The following is a 13,408-nucleotide window of genomic DNA, read 5'->3' as shown; positions in this document are numbered from 1 at the left end:
GGATCGCGACGAGACGCTCCGGCCGCATCGGCTGACAAGGAGCCGGAGCGCCTCTTCTCAGGGGGCCGGGCGCCACGAGGCCGTCCGGCTCCCGCCCCTCAGCCTCCGGCGCGCGGGAACGCCCGGACGAAGGCCTCCCGCACCGTGGCCCCCGGCGTCCGGTCCAGCACGCCGAAGACGATGTGCTCGAAGGTGCCCGCGAAGCGGCCCCCGGTGCCGAGCAGCGCGCGGAAGGCCTCCGCGACCTGGGCCGGGTCGTTCCGGAAGACGCCGCAGCCCCAGGCGCCGAGGACCAGGCGCCGGTAGCCGTGGGCGGCGGCGGTCTCCAGGACCCGCTCGGCCCGCGTGGCGAGGGCGGCCGGGATCTCGGCGGCGCGCTCGGGGGCACGGCGCCGCAGCACGCCCGCGTTGGGAGCGGCGGCGGTCAGGAAGCCCACGAGGTGGGGCTCGGCCAGCAGCCGCCCCCGGTCGTCGCGGAAGACGGGCACCGCCGGGGCGTGGATCACCCGGTCGGAGTAGAGCGGGTCCCGGTCGGCGCGGTGGTGCTCGTAGAACTCCCGGGCCTCCAGCAGACAGGTGTACAGCGCGGAGGCGCGGCACAGGGCCTCCTCCTGGGCCTGGGCGCCGTTGAGGTAGCCGCCGCCGGGGTTCCTGGCCGAGGCGAAGTTCAGCACGGCCACCGGGGCGCCGGCCAGCCGGCGGGCCGCCTGGGTGCTGCTCTCGCCGGTGACCTCGACGAGCGGGTCGGTGCCGGGTGCGGGCGGCACCGGGACCGGCCCGGGGCCGTGCATCCGGGTGCCGGCCCTGGCGGCCTCGACGGCCGCCGCGAGCGGCACCTCGCGGCCGTCCGGGGCCCGGTAGCGCCCCGCCGCCACGATCTGTTCCGTCTCCGCGGCGATCCCGCGCAGGCGCGCGCTCATGGCGCCACCCCCGTGGACGCCATGACCGCGGGCCGCGCGGTCTCCCCCGTCGTGCTCATGCGGTCATCCTGAGTGATGCTGGTATGCGGTGCAACGGAGTTTCCCGCTCGCGGAACCCGCCGGAACGACGGACGGTCGCGGAGACGAACGGTCCGAGAACGCCCGGAACGGCGGTCTTGTGCGAACCGGCACAAGGGTCTTGGGTGGGACGAGTGCCGGCCCGGCTCATCGAACACCGGTCCGGCGGCATGGTGGAATCTCAGGAGGATCCCGACATGTCCGATGCGATCAGCGACGGTGGCGACTGTCCGCAGGACCGTACCGCCGTCACCGAGGCCGAGGTGGACGCCCTGGTCCAGGGCATCTGCTTCAAGACCGGACCGCCCCGCACGCTCGGGGTGGAGCTCGAATGGCTCGTCCACGAGCGTGGTGCGCCACAGCGCCCCGTGACACCCGAACGGCTTTCCGCGGCCTATGCCGCGCTGCGGGCCGTGCCCCTCGGGTCGGCGCTCACCGTGGAGCCCGGCGGTCAGCTGGAGCTGAGCTCGCCGCCCGCCGCCTCCCTGATGGAGTGCGTTCGTACCGTCCGCGCCGACCTGGCCGCCGTGCGCGCCGTCCTCGCCGGGGACGGGCTCGACCTCGTCGGCATCGGCCACGACCCCTTCCGGCTGCCGCGCCGGTTCCTGCGCGAGCCGCGCTACGACGCGATGGAGACGTGTCTGGACCGTGCCGGCCCGGCCGGCCGGCACATGATGCGCGCCTCCGCCTCCGTCCAGGTCTGCGTGGACGCGGGCCATGAGGAGCCGGGCCCACTGGGGCACGGGCGGCGCTGGTGGCTGGCGCACCAGCTGGGCGCGGTCCTGGTGGCCGCGTTCGCCAACTCCCCGCTGGTCGGCAGGCTGCCGACGGGCTGGCTGTCCACCCGGCAGCTGATGTGGATGGAGATCGGCGCGGGCCGGGCGGGCGCGCCCCCGCTGCACGAGGAGCCACGGGCCGCGTGGGCCCGGCATGTGCTGGACTCCCCGGTGATGTGCGTGCGCCGGGACGACGGGCCGTGGGAGGTGCCCGAGCAGCTGACCTTCCGGCAGTGGACGCGCTCGCGACTGCCCCGGCCGCCCACCCGGGCGGACCTGGACTACCACCTCACCACCCTCTTCCCGCCGGTCAGGCCGCGCGGCCATCTGGAGCTGCGGATGATCGACGCGCAGCCCGGCGAGGACGGCTGGATCGTGCCGCTCGCCGTGACGGCGGCGCTGTTCGACGATCCGATGGCCGCCGAGACCGCCTACCGGAGCGTGAAGACACTGGCGGAGCGGGCCCGGAGCCTGCCCGCCCCGCACAATCCGCTGTGGACCGACGCGGCCCGGCGGGGGCTCGCCGATCCGGAGCTGCGCGAGGTGGCCGCCGTGTGTTTCGCGGCGGCACTGGACGCGCTGCCCCGGCTCGGCGCCACCGCCGAGGTGACGGACGCCGTCGCCGGGTACCTGGAGCGCTATGTCGCCCGGGGCCGCTGCCCGGCCGACGACCTGCTGGACGCGCTGCCCGGCACGCGCATCTCCCCGGTCGGGGGCGGCCGAACCGCCCACGGCAGGAAGGACATCCCGACATGACCGCCCCCGAGACCGACACCCCGACCGCCAAGTGGGACACCGAGGCCCTGCGTGAGCGCGCACTGGCCTCGCTGACCACCGCCCGGGACCGCACCACCTTGCTGACCACGTGCGTGGACGAACCCGATCTGACCGCGCAGCACTCGCCGTTGATGTCCCCGCTGGTGTGGGACCTCGCGCACATCGGCAACCAGGAGGAGCTGTGGCTGCTCCGGGCGGTCGGCGGCCGGGAGGCGATGCGCCCGGAGATCGACAGCCTCTACGACGCCTTCGAGCATCCGCGTGCGGAACGGCCCTCGCTGCCGCTGCTGCCGCCCGCGGAGGCCCGGCGCTACGCGGCCGAGGTCCGCGGCCGGGTGCTGGACCTGCTGGCGGGCGCCGACTTCCACGGCACCCGGCTGACCGAGGCCGGGTTCGCCTTCGGCATGATCGCTCAGCACGAACAGCAGCACGACGAGACGATGCTGATCACCCATCAGCTGCGCTCGGGTCCGGCGGTGCTGACGGCGCCGGAGCCGGAGCCGGGGCCGCCGTTCACCGGCCCGGCCGACGTGCTGATACCCGGCGGCCCGTTCACCATGGGCACCTCCGGTGAGCCGTGGGCACTGGACAACGAACGCCCGGCGCACGTGCGGGAGGTGGCGCCGTTCTGGATCGACACCACCCCGGTGACGAACGGCGCGTACCAGGCGTTCATCGAGGACGGCGGCTACGACACCGAACGCTGGTGGGCCCCGGAGGGCTGGGCGCACATCCGGCGGCACGGCATCACCGCCCCGCTGTTCTGGCGGCGCGACGGCGACCGCTGGCTGCGCCGCCGGTTCGGCACCACCGAGGCGGTGCCGCCGGACGAGCCGGTGGTGCACGTGTGCTGGTACGAGGCCGACGCCTACGCCCGCTGGGCCGGGCGCAGGCTGCCCACCGAGGCGGAGTGGGAGAAGGCCGCCCGGCACGATCCGGCCACCGGCCGCTCCCGGCGCTACCCCTGGGGCGACGCCGACCCGGCACCCCGCCACGCCAACCTGGGTCAGCGGCACCTGGGGCCCGCCCCGGCAGGCAGCTACCCGGAGGGGGAATCCCCGTACGGGGTTCGGCAGTTGATCGGCGACGTGTGGGAGTGGACGGCGAGCGACTTCCTGCCGTACCCGGGGTTCCGGGCATTCCCGTACAAGGAGTACTCGGAGGTGTTCTTCGGCCCGGAGTACAAGGTGTTGCGCGGCGGTTCGTTCGCCGTGGACCCGGTGGCCTGCCGGGGGACGTTCCGCAACTGGGACTATCCGATCCGGCGGCAGATCTTCTCCGGCTTCCGCACCGCCCGCTCGGAGGACGCCTGATGTGCCGCCACCTTGCCTATGTAGGGCCAGAGTTGTCCCTGGGAGACCTGCTGGTGGCGCCCGCGCACAGTCTGCTGCGGCAGTCGTGGGAGCCGCGGCGGCAGCGGTACGGCACGGTCAACGCCGACGGGTTCGGGGTCGGCTGGTACGCGCCCGGCGACCGGGCGCCCGCCCGCTACCGGCGGGCCGGGCCGATCTGGGCCGACCTGTCCTTCGCCGACCTGGCCCGGGTGGTGCGCTCCACCGCGGTGCTCGCCGCCGTCCGGGACGCCACCCTGGCGGGCGCGGACGCGGAGGCCGCGGCGGCGCCGTTCGCCTCCGGGCGCTGGCTGTTCAGCCACAACGGGGCGGTCCCGGGCTGGCCCGACGCGGCGGCGCCGCTGGTGCGCACGCTGCCCCCGGTCGACCTGCTGTCGCTGCCGGCGCGCACCGACTCGGCGTTCGTGTGGGCGCTGGTGCTGCACCGGCTGCGCGCCGGGGACGGCCCGGAGCGGGCCCTGTGCGAGACGGCGCGCGAGGTCGCCCGGGCCGCCCCCGCCGCCCGGCTGAACCTGCTGCTGACGGACGGCACCACCATCGCCGCCACCGCCTGGGGCGACAGCCTCTGGTACCGCACGGAGCCCGGCCGGGGCACGGTCGTCGCCTCCGAGCCGTACGACGACGACCCGCTGTGGCGGGAGGTCCCCGACCGCACCGTGCTCACCGCGGACAGCACCGGCGTGCTGCTCGCCCCGGCGGACGATCCGGCCGCCGTACCATCGAAGGAGCCCTGCACGTGAGCCCCCTGCATGTCACCCGCACCCTCCCCGAGGACGCCACGGGCGCGGCGCTGCGCGCCGATGTGCGCCGTGGTCTGACCGCCGAGCCCAAGTGGCTGCCGCCGAAGTGGTTCTACGACGCCCGGGGCAGCGAACTCTTCGACGAGATCACGGCGTTGCCCGAGTACTACCCCACCCGTGCCGAGCGGGAGATCCTGGCCGCCCGGTCCGGCGAGATCGCCGCCGCGAGCGGCGCCCGCACCCTGGTCGAGCTGGGCTCGGGCTCCTCGGAGAAGACCCGTTATCTGCTCGACGCGCTCACCTCGCTCGCGGCATACGTCCCGGTCGACGTCAGCGAGAGCGCCCTCGTCCAGGCCGGCGAGGCGCTCATCGCCGAACGCCCGGGCCTCGACGTGCACGCGCTGATCGCCGACTTCACCGCCCCGCTGGACCTGCCCCCGACGCCGGGGCCCCGGCTGGTGGCGTTCCTCGGCGGCACGATCGGCAATCTGCTGCCCGTCGAACGCGCCGCGTTCCTCGCCTCGGTGCGGGCCCTGCTCGCCCCCGGTGACGGGCTGCTGCTCGGCACCGATCTGGTCAAGGACGAGCGGGTCCTGGTCCGGGCGTACGACGACGCGGCCGGGGTGACGGCCGCGTTCGACAAGAACGTGCTGAACGTCGTCAACCGCGAACTCGGCGCCGACTTCGACCCGGACGCCTTCGACCATGTGGCGCTGTGGGACGCGCGGCGCGAGTGGATCGAGATGCGGCTGCGCGCCCGTACCGAGCAGACCGTGAAGGTGCCCGCGCTGGACCTCGCCGTGGAGTTCGCGGCGGGCGAGGAACTGCGCACCGAGGTGTCGGCCAAGTTCCGCAAGGCGGGCGTGACCCGGGAACTGGCGGAAGCCGGGCTGGAGTTGACGCACTGGTGGACCGACGGCCAGGAGCGGTTCGCGCTGTCGCTGAGCGTGGTCCGGTGACGGCTCACAGATCCGGGGTGAGCGCCTCGGTGATCTTCCGCGAGGCCCGGCGGGCCTCCGTCGCCGGATCGGCCCCGTTCAGCACCCGGCTCATGTACTGCTTGATCGGGTTGTCGGCCTCGACGTCCGCCCACTGAGGGGTGTTGGGGGTCGCCCGGCCGTGCGCCGCGCCCACGGCCATGGCGGCGACCCCCTCCTCGCCCGAGACGGCACCCGCCAGCGTGGTCTTGTTGGGCACGTAGTTCATGGTGCGGGCGAGTTCGGTGTCCCACTTGGCGCTGGTCAGCGCCCCGACCACGGCGGTCGCGGCGAACTGGTCCCCGGTGTGCTGCGGGACGACGAGGTCGGAGCCGCCGGTGAACACCGCGCCGGGCCGGGACGCGGTCGGGCCGGGCACCGGGAAGAAGCCCAGTTTTCCCTTCAGCGCGGGGTTCCGCTCCAGGATCGACTGGGCGAGCCCGGGTACGGCGACGATCTGCGCGACCTTGCCGCCGGCGAACACCCCGGCCTGGGGCGGGTGTTCCTCGTCGGCGTCCTTCGGACCGTCGCCGAGCGACTGGAGCCGGCGGTAGAAGTCCATGCCGCGCAGCGCCTCCGGGGTGTCCAGGGCGCCCTTCCACTGGTAGTCGTCGACCTTCCGGGCGAGGTCGCCGCCCTCGTCCCAGATGAAGCCGGAGAGCGTGTACCAGTCCTGGCCGGCCAGGTAGATGCCCTGGGTGTCCCCGGTGTTCAGCTTCTCGGTGTCGGCGAGCCATTCGTCGCGGGTGCGCGGCGGGCGGGCGATGCCGGCCTGGGCGAACAGGTCCTTGCGGTAGACGACCACCCGGTTGGCCGCGTACCAGGGGATGCCGTACTGCTGGTTGCCCTCCTTGCCGGGCTCGGCCAGGCCCGGCAGCCACTTGTCCTTGCCCCAGTCGCGCATCGACTCCAGCGTCAGGTCGGCGAGCCGGCCGCCGTCGGCGTACAGCGGCACCTGGGTGTTGCCGACCTCGATGACGTCGGGGGCGTCACCGGAGGTGTCCGCGAGCGCCTTGCGGACCTTGGCCACGATGCCTGTCCAGTCCTGGGTGCGGATGTCCAGGCGCAGGTCCTTGTGGGTGCTTTCGAAGTCCGCGGTGAAGCGCTTGAGGAAGTCCGCCGAGGCGCTGCCCTTCATCAGCCACACGGTCACGGTCTCGCGCGGTTGCGTGCCGGGAAGCGTCCCGCAGGCGCTCACGAGCGTACCGGTGACACAGATGAGGGGGAGCAGACGACGTCTCACGAGGGGTCCTTCTGTCTGGCATGGCGGATGCGCACAGGGGTGGGGGCCCGACGTGGGGGGACGAGCGGGAACGCTCGTGCGGGTGTGGGTGGATTTTGGTATGGACCAATGCGGAGGTCAAGGGCTACCGATGGTTACGACGGCGACGCCGTGCGGAGCGGGCCGTGATGCGGCACGGTGGAGTACGGCGTGTCCACGGCGTGTCCCCCGGCCCAAGGAGCCCCCATGACGAACCACACCTACCGGGTCACCGAGATCGTCGGCACCTCGCACGAGGGCCTCGACCAGGCCATTCGCAACGGCATCGCCCGCGCCGGCCAGACCCTGCGCAACCTCGACTGGTTCGAGGTGACCCAGGTCCGCGGCCAGTTGGAGAACGGGCGGATCGAGCACTACCAGGTGGGCCTGAAGGTGGGCTTCCGCATCGAGGACGGCGACTGAGGGACCCGCGCGTCAGGTGCGCCCCTCCTGCTCCTGGGCCTCGCGCAGCACCTGCGACCGCTCGGCCCAGCGGGCCCGCACCACGGGGAATCCGGCGCGCTCGGCGTCGTCGCACACCAGGTCGTCGTCGTCCACGAGGAACCGCACCGCACGGCCGCGGCCGAGCCGGCGCAGGACGGTCAGCTTGGTGAACCGGGCGGGCCTGCGGTCGGCGTCGCCCCGCATGTGCAGCTCCCCCGCGGGCAGTCCGTGCGCGGCGAGCCAGTCCAGGGTGTCCTGGCGGTACCGCTCCGGGCGGCCGGTGAGATAGACGATCTCGCAGTCCCGGGCGCTGCGCACGGCCAGCGCGACGCCCTCCGCGAGCGGCGGGTCCGCGGGCGCGGCGGCGAAGAAGCCGTCCCAGTCCTTGGGGCGGGCCCGCAGGAAGTGCTGCCGGTGGGCGGTGTCCGCCAGGGTGTTGTCGAGGTCGAACACGGCGATCGGCCGCTCGCTGCTTTCGGTCACGACACGACCCTAGTGCTGTGGCCGGAAAGGTTTCGGTCGCGGCACCAGCCGGCCACGGGAATCCGCGGGCCGGGAATCCGCGGACGGTCAGGACGTTGAACCGTTCGTGAGCAGTTCAGTGATCGCCCGTACCCGGTTCTCCGTCCTCGACCGTTCCCGCACCCGGCAGGGGCGGCCGCCCGCCGAGGCGCTGCGGGACACCGTGGCGCTGGCACGGGAGGCGGAGGCGCTCGGCTACCACCGGTTCTGGGTCTCCGAGCACCATGGAGTGCCCGGTGTCGCCGGTTCCGCGCCGACCGTGCTGGCCGCCGCCGTGGCCGCCGCCACCTCGTCCGTCCGGGTCGGCACCGGCGGGGTGATGCTGCCCAACCACCGGCCGCTGGTGGTCGCCGAGCAGTTCGGGGTGCTGGAGTCGCTGTTCCCCGGCCGGATCGACATGGGGCTGGGACGCTCGGTGGGCTTCACGGACGGGGTGCGGCGGGCGCTCGGCCGCGACAAGGGGGACGCGGCGGACTTCGCGGCCCAGCTCGGCGAGCTGCTCGACTGGTTCACCGGGTCCTCGCCGACCGGGGTGCACGCCCGCCCCGCGGAGGGCCTGACGGTGCCGCCGTTCGTGCTGGCCGTCGGCGAGGGCGCGGCGATCGCGGCCGGCGCCGGACTGCCCCTGGTCATCGGGGACCTGCGCGACCGGGAGAAGCTGCTGCGCGGCGTCGAGCGGTACCGCGCCGCCTTCCGCCCCTCGCGCTGGGCGGCCGAGCCGTATGTGGTGATCTCCGGGACGGTAGCGGTCGCCGGCACCCCGCAGGCGGCGCGCCGGCTGCTGGTCCCGGAGGCCTGGTCGATGGCGTACGCGCGCACCCACGGCACCTTCCCGCCGCTCGCCCCGGCCGCGGAGATCGAGTCCCGGGTGATGACCGCGCGGGAGCGGGAGGTGTACGAGTCCCAGCTCGCCGGGCAGCTCGCGGGCACCGCGGAGGAGGTCGCCCACGAGCTGGAGACGGTGGTGAAGGAGACCGGCGCCGCGGAGGTGCTGGTCACCACCAGCGGCCACGACCGCGCGGCGCTGCTGGACTCCTACCGCCGGCTGGCCGCGCTCTTCGCCCCGAGATGCGAGGAGGGCCCCGGCCGGTGACCCTGGGAGGGCAAGTCCCGAGCGACGAGGAGGACTGCCATGTCCTTCATGGACAAGATCAAGGGCATGCTCAAGGGCCACGAGGGCATGGCCGACAAGGGCATCGACAAGGGCGGCGACTACGTCGACGACCGCACCGGGAACAAGTACCAGAAGCAGGTCGACACCGCCCAGGACAGGGCGCGGGACGAGTTCGGCACCCGGCCGCAGGATCCGGGCAGCCCTCCGCAGCCCTAGGGAACGGGGGCGGATAGGGTGTGTTTTCCATGCACCACAGCCCCCATGATCCCTACGTCCGCGTCCGCGGCGCCCGTGAGCACAACCTCAAGGGCGTCGACGTGGACGTACCGCGTGACGTACTGGCCGTGTTCACCGGCGTGTCCGGCTCGGGGAAGTCGTCCCTGGCCTTCGGCACGATCTACGCCGAGGCCCAGCGCCGCTACTTCGAGTCGGTCGCGCCGTACGCGCGTCGGCTGATCCACCAGGTCGGAGCGCCCAAGGTCGGTGAGATCACCGGGCTGCCGCCCGCGGTCTCGCTCCAGCAGCGCCGCGCGGCCCCCACCTCGCGTTCCTCGGTGGGCACGGTCACCAATCTCTCCAACTCCCTGCGCATGCTGTTCTCGCGCGCCGGGGACTATCCGCCGGGCGCCGAGCGGCTGGACTCCGACGCGTTCTCGCCGAACACGGCGGCCGGCGCCTGCCCTCGGTGCCATGGTCTGGGGCAGGTGCACGACACCAGCGAGGAGCTGCTGGTGCCCGATCCGTCGCTGTCGGTGCGCGAGGGCGCCATCGCGGCCTGGCCGGGGGCCTGGCAGGGCAAGAACCTGCGGGACATCCTGGACGCGCTCGGCTACGACGTGGACCGGCCCTGGCGGGAACTCCCCGCCGAGCAGCGGGAGTGGATCCTGTTCACCGACGAGCAGCCGGTCGTCACGGTGCATCCGGTGCGGGACGCGGATCGCATCCAACGTCCGTACCAGGGCACGTACACGAGCGCCCGCCGGTATGTGCTCAAGACGTTCTCCGACACCAGGTCGCCGACCCTGCGCACCAAGGCGGAACGCTTTCTGACCAGCGCGCCCTGTCCGGGCTGCGGGGGCAGCAGGCTGCGGCCCGAGGCGCTGGCGGTGACCTTCGGCGGCCGCACCATCGCCGAGCTGGCGTCGCTGCCGCTGACGGCCCTGGCCGAACTGCTCGACGGCGACTCGGAGACGGCCCGGGTGCTCACCGACGACCTGAAGTCCCGGATCGCCCCGGTGGTCGAACTCGGCCTGGGCTACCTCAGCCTGGACCGTTCCACCCCGACGCTCTCGGCGGGCGAGCTGCAACGGCTGCGGCTGGCCACGCAGTTGCGGTCCGGGCTGTTCGGCGTGGTGTACGTGCTGGACGAGCCGTCCGCGGGGCTGCACCCGGCGGACACCGAGGCGCTGCTGACCGTGCTGGAGCGACTGAAGGCGGCGGGCAACTCGGTGTTCGTCGTGGAGCACCATCTGGAGGTCGTGCGCGGCGCCGACTGGCTGGTGGACGTCGGCCCGGGTGCGGGCGAGCACGGCGGGCGCGTGCTGTACAGCGGGCCGCCGGCCGAGCTGGCGTCGGTCGAGGAGTCGGCGACGGCCGCGTTCCTCTTCGACGAGGCGCCCGGCCCGGCCCGCCACGTCCGCGAGCCGCGTGGCTGGTCGAAGATCGGTCCGGTCACCCGGCACAACCTGCGCGAGGTGACGGCCGAGTTCCCGCTGGGCGCGTTCACCGCCGTCACCGGGGTCTCCGGGTCCGGGAAGTCCACGCTGATCGGCGAGTTGACGGAGGAACTGGAGGGAGTGGACCGGCTGGTGCGGGTCGACCAGAAGCCGATCGGCCGCACGCCGCGCTCCAATCTCGCCACGTACACGGGCCTGTTCGACGTCGTACGGAAGGTGTTCGCGGCGACGGACGCGGCGCGCGGGCGCGGGTACGGCGTCGGGCGGTTCTCCTTCAACGTCGCCGGGGGACGCTGCGAGACCTGTCAGGGCGAGGGGTTCGTCAGCGTGGAGCTGCTGTTCCTGCCGAGCACGTACGCGCCCTGCCCGGACTGCGGCGGCGCCCGCTACAACCCCGAGACGCTGCGGGTGACGTACCGGGGGCGGAACATCGCGGAGGTGCTGGACCTCACGGTGGAGTCGGCGGCGGAGTTCTTCGCGGACGTCCCGGCCGCCGCCCGCAGCCTCGGCACGCTGCTCGACGTGGGCCTCGGCTATCTCCGGCTCGGCCAGCCCGCGACCGAGCTGTCCGGCGGCGAGGCCCAACGGATCAAGCTGGCCAGCGAGTTGCAGCGCGGGCGGCGCGGCCACACCCTCTACCTGCTGGACGAGCCGACCACCGGGCTGCACCCGGCCGACGTCGAGGTGCTGATGGAGCGGCTGCACGGACTGGTGGACGCCGGGCACACGGTCGTCGTGGTCGAGCACGACATGACGGTGGTCGCGGGCGCCGACTGGGTGATCGACCTGGGCCCGGGCGGCGGCGACCAGGGCGGCCGGATCGTCGCCGCGGGCCCGCCACAGCGGGTGGCCCGTGCGCGGGACAGCGCGACGGCACCGTATCTGGCCCGGGTCATGCCGTAGCCCGCGGCCCGGCCGCACCGCCGCGACGACGGTGCGGCACCCGGACCGCCGCGTCCCGCGCAGGCAACGCGACCGCACCGTACCCGGCACATGCGCGCGCTCGAAGCGGGAGGGCGGACGCGGGTGGCGCCGGCCGGTGCTGCGACCGGAAAGGTCCACCGGCTCGCGACGCCCGGCCACAGCACTAGCCCGCCCGCGTCATCCCCCGTGGGTCGCCCGCTCGGGTTGCCGTGGGGGGGGGGGGGAGGGAGCGGTGGCCGGCGACCAGGGCCGCGTGGGTCCAGCGGGGGGCCGGGGCGATCGGCTGGGCCGCCGTGGCGAGGGTGCGGCGGTCCGGGTGGGTGCCGGGCGCGATCGCCGGGCGGACCTCGACCTCGGCCACCAGGCCCCTGGTCCGGGCCACCCGCCACAGGGAGGCCGGCAGGGTGTCCTCGCCGACGAAGGCGGCCGGGGTGCCGGTGCCGCCGTCCGTGAGCCGGTAGCGCAGGCCGACCGGTTGCACGGCGACGCCCGCGTCCAGCGCGGCCTGGAAGACGGCCCCATGGAAGCGGCCGTGGGCGCGCCCGCACCAGGTGCTGCCCTCGGGGAAGGCGGCCACGGCCGAGCCGGTGCGCAGGGCGTCGGCGATCCGGGAGACCGTGGCGGGCAGGGCACGCAGCCGGTCCCGTTCGATGAACAGGGTGCCGGCCCGCGCGGCCAGTGGGCCCGCCACCGGCCACCGCCGGATCTCGGTCTTGCCGAGCATCCGGGCCGGTCGTACGGCGGTGAGCAGTGGGACGTCCAGCCAGGAGACGTGGTTGGCGACGAGCAGCAGCCCGCCGGCCGGCGCCGCGGCGCCGGTGATCCGCGTCCGCACCCCGATGGCCCGTACGACCGCCCGGCACCACCGCCTGACCCACTCGGCGGGGAGCCTCCCGCCGAGCGGAGACAGGGCGATCGCGGCCAGCACCAGGGCCGCGACGGCGGTCAGCCGCAGCACGGCGCGGGGCAGGGCCACGGTGGCGGGCGCCGGTTCCACACAGGCGTCGGGGGTGCAGGGCGCGCTGGGCAGCCAGCCGCTCACCGGGACGGCACGAGGGAGAGGAAGTGCCGCAGGTAGCGCGGGTTGACCCGGCGCATCGACAGCAGCACGTACAGGTCGGCGACCCCGAAGTCCGGGTCGTGGGCGGGTTCGCCGCACACCCAGGCGCCCAGGCGCAGATAGCCGCGCAGCAGGGCCGGGAGTTCACCGCGCGCGGCGGGTGCCCCGGCCTTCGGGGTCCAGGGCAGCAGCGGCCGTACCCGGAACTCCTCGGGCGCCAGGTGCCCGGCGCGCACCCGGTCCCAGGCGGCGCCGGCGAGGGTGCCACCGTCGGCGAGCGGGATGGAGCAGCAGCCGGCCAGCCACTCGTGGCCGCGGTCCGTCATGTAGCGGGCGATGCCGGCCCAGATCAGGCCGATGACCGCGCCGTCGCGGTGGTCGGGGTGCACACAGGACCGGCCGACCTCGACCAGCCCGGGCCGTATCACGTCGAGCGCGCCGAGCTCGAACTCGCCCTCGGAGTACAGCCGTCCGGCGATCGCGGCGCGCTCGGGCGGCAGCAGCCGGTAGGTGCCGACGACCTCCCCGCTGCCGGTGTCGCGGACCAGCAGGTGGTCGCAGTGGGCGTCGAAGGCGTCGATGTCCAGGCCCGGCTCGGGGGTGGTGAGAAGGGCGCCCAGCTCCCCGGCGAAGACGTCGTGCCGCAGCCGTTGCGCGGCCCGCACGTCGTCCTCGTCGCGGGCGAGGGCGACGGTGTAGCGGGCGGGCGCCGCGGGCTGCGGCGGACGGTCGAGGGTGGAAACGCCGGTCATGGCACTCTCCTGGTCACGGGGCCGGTTCGGCGACA

General features: G+C 74.3%; 13 protein-coding genes. 8 read left to right on the top strand and 5 right to left on the bottom strand.

Going from position 1 to position 13,408, the window contains the following annotated elements:
• Window positions 1-98: 98 nt before the first annotated feature.
• Window positions 99-920, bottom strand: coding sequence for a TIGR02452 family protein (locus tag FRZ03_RS08000; RefSeq protein WP_146464462.1), 822 nt, complete (start codon window positions 918-920; stop codon window positions 99-101).
• A gap of 275 nt (window positions 921-1,195) precedes the next feature.
• Here FRZ03_RS08000 and egtA point away from each other — a divergent pair, with 275 nt between their 5' ends.
• Genes egtA through egtD form a run of 4 tightly spaced genes read left to right on the top strand, consistent with a single transcriptional unit; the run spans window position 1,196 to window position 5,602 of the window.
• Window positions 1,196-2,530, top strand: a complete 1,335-nt coding sequence (gene egtA, locus FRZ03_RS07995) for an ergothioneine biosynthesis glutamate--cysteine ligase EgtA (RefSeq protein ID WP_146464461.1) — start codon at window positions 1,196-1,198, stop codon at window positions 2,528-2,530.
• On the top strand, window positions 2,527-3,864 hold the full coding sequence (egtB, locus tag FRZ03_RS07990; protein WP_146464460.1) for an ergothioneine biosynthesis protein EgtB: 1,338 nt from the start codon (window positions 2,527-2,529) through the stop codon (window positions 3,862-3,864). The genes egtA and egtB overlap by 4 nt, the downstream gene beginning before the upstream one ends.
• Entirely contained in the window at window positions 3,864-4,643 is a 780-nt protein-coding gene (gene egtC, locus FRZ03_RS07985) for an ergothioneine biosynthesis protein EgtC (protein ID WP_146464459.1), read from the top strand. The genes egtB and egtC overlap by 1 nt, the downstream gene beginning before the upstream one ends.
• Window positions 4,640-5,602, top strand: coding sequence for an L-histidine N(alpha)-methyltransferase (gene egtD / locus FRZ03_RS07980; RefSeq protein WP_146464458.1), 963 nt, complete (start codon window positions 4,640-4,642; stop codon window positions 5,600-5,602). The genes egtC and egtD overlap by 4 nt, the downstream gene beginning before the upstream one ends.
• A 4-nt stretch (window positions 5,603-5,606) precedes the next feature.
• On the opposite strand, the gene FRZ03_RS07975 is transcribed toward egtD, so the two are convergent.
• Window positions 5,607-6,863: an extracellular solute-binding protein gene (locus tag FRZ03_RS07975; RefSeq protein ID WP_146464457.1), complete on the bottom strand. Its 1,257-nt coding sequence runs from the start codon at window positions 6,861-6,863 to the stop codon at window positions 5,607-5,609.
• A 225-nt stretch (window positions 6,864-7,088) separates the two neighbouring features.
• On the opposite strand from FRZ03_RS07975, the gene FRZ03_RS07970 reads away from it, so the two are divergent.
• Window positions 7,089-7,304, top strand: a complete 216-nt coding sequence (locus FRZ03_RS07970; protein WP_146464456.1) for a dodecin — start codon at window positions 7,089-7,091, stop codon at window positions 7,302-7,304.
• A 12-nt stretch (window positions 7,305-7,316) separates the two neighbouring features.
• On the opposite strand, the gene FRZ03_RS07965 is transcribed toward FRZ03_RS07970, so the two are convergent.
• Window positions 7,317-7,808: a phosphatase domain-containing protein gene (locus FRZ03_RS07965; protein WP_146464455.1), complete on the bottom strand. Its 492-nt coding sequence runs from the start codon at window positions 7,806-7,808 to the stop codon at window positions 7,317-7,319.
• 106 nt (window positions 7,809-7,914) lie between these two features.
• Between FRZ03_RS07965 and FRZ03_RS07960 the strand changes: the two genes are divergently transcribed.
• The 3 genes from FRZ03_RS07960 to FRZ03_RS07950 are packed head-to-tail and all read left to right on the top strand — an operon-like array spanning window position 7,915 to window position 11,540.
• Window positions 7,915-8,940 (top strand): MsnO8 family LLM class oxidoreductase, encoded by a 1,026-nt coding sequence (locus tag FRZ03_RS07960; protein WP_146464454.1) that lies wholly within the window; start codon window positions 7,915-7,917, stop codon window positions 8,938-8,940.
• A 39-nt stretch (window positions 8,941-8,979) separates the two neighbouring features.
• Entirely contained in the window at window positions 8,980-9,177 is a 198-nt protein-coding gene (locus tag FRZ03_RS07955) for an antitoxin (RefSeq protein WP_146464453.1), read from the top strand.
• Window positions 9,178-9,206: 29 nt separating this feature from the next.
• Window positions 9,207-11,540: an ATP-binding cassette domain-containing protein gene (locus FRZ03_RS07950; protein WP_146464452.1), complete on the top strand. Its 2,334-nt coding sequence runs from the start codon at window positions 9,207-9,209 to the stop codon at window positions 11,538-11,540.
• A gap of 184 nt (window positions 11,541-11,724) precedes the next feature.
• On the opposite strand, the gene FRZ03_RS07945 is transcribed toward FRZ03_RS07950, so the two are convergent.
• Both FRZ03_RS07945 and FRZ03_RS07940 read right to left on the bottom strand, forming a co-directional pair.
• A complete protein-coding gene (locus FRZ03_RS07945; protein ID WP_146464451.1) occupies window positions 11,725-12,603 on the bottom strand; it encodes a lysophospholipid acyltransferase family protein in 879 nt (292 codons plus the stop codon).
• Complete coding sequence (locus FRZ03_RS07940) at window positions 12,600-13,373, bottom strand: GNAT family N-acetyltransferase (protein WP_146464450.1); 774 nt, start codon at window positions 13,371-13,373, stop codon at window positions 12,600-12,602. The genes FRZ03_RS07945 and FRZ03_RS07940 overlap by 4 nt, the downstream gene beginning before the upstream one ends.
• Between the last annotated feature and the right edge of the window lie 35 nt (window positions 13,374-13,408).

It is taken from the genome of Streptomyces misionensis (assembly GCF_007896895.1).
GTDB lineage: Bacteria > Actinomycetota > Actinomycetes > Streptomycetales > Streptomycetaceae > Streptomyces > Streptomyces misionensis_A.
The sequence above is the reverse complement of the archived record's forward strand: the minus strand, read 5'-3'. Positions and strand labels throughout refer to the sequence as shown.

What these genes read in the sequence shown, in the direction of transcription:
- FRZ03_RS08000 (WP_146464462.1), bottom strand. Translation starts at nt 920, where the DNA reads ATGAGCGCGCGCCTGCGCGGGATCGCCGCGGAGACGGAACAGATCGTG.
- egtA (WP_146464461.1), top strand. Translation starts at nt 1,196, where the DNA reads ATGTCCGATGCGATCAGCGACGGTGGCGACTGTCCGCAGGACCGTACC.
- egtB (WP_146464460.1), top strand. Translation starts at nt 2,527, where the DNA reads ATGACCGCCCCCGAGACCGACACCCCGACCGCCAAGTGGGACACCGAG.
- egtC (WP_146464459.1), top strand. Translation starts at nt 3,864, where the DNA reads ATGTGCCGCCACCTTGCCTATGTAGGGCCAGAGTTGTCCCTGGGAGAC.
- FRZ03_RS07970 (WP_146464456.1), top strand. Translation starts at nt 7,089, where the DNA reads ATGACGAACCACACCTACCGGGTCACCGAGATCGTCGGCACCTCGCAC.
- FRZ03_RS07955 (WP_146464453.1), top strand. Translation starts at nt 8,980, where the DNA reads ATGTCCTTCATGGACAAGATCAAGGGCATGCTCAAGGGCCACGAGGGC.
- FRZ03_RS07950 (WP_146464452.1), top strand. Translation starts at nt 9,207, where the DNA reads ATGCACCACAGCCCCCATGATCCCTACGTCCGCGTCCGCGGCGCCCGT.
- FRZ03_RS07940 (WP_146464450.1), bottom strand. Translation starts at nt 13,373, where the DNA reads ATGACCGGCGTTTCCACCCTCGACCGTCCGCCGCAGCCCGCGGCGCCC.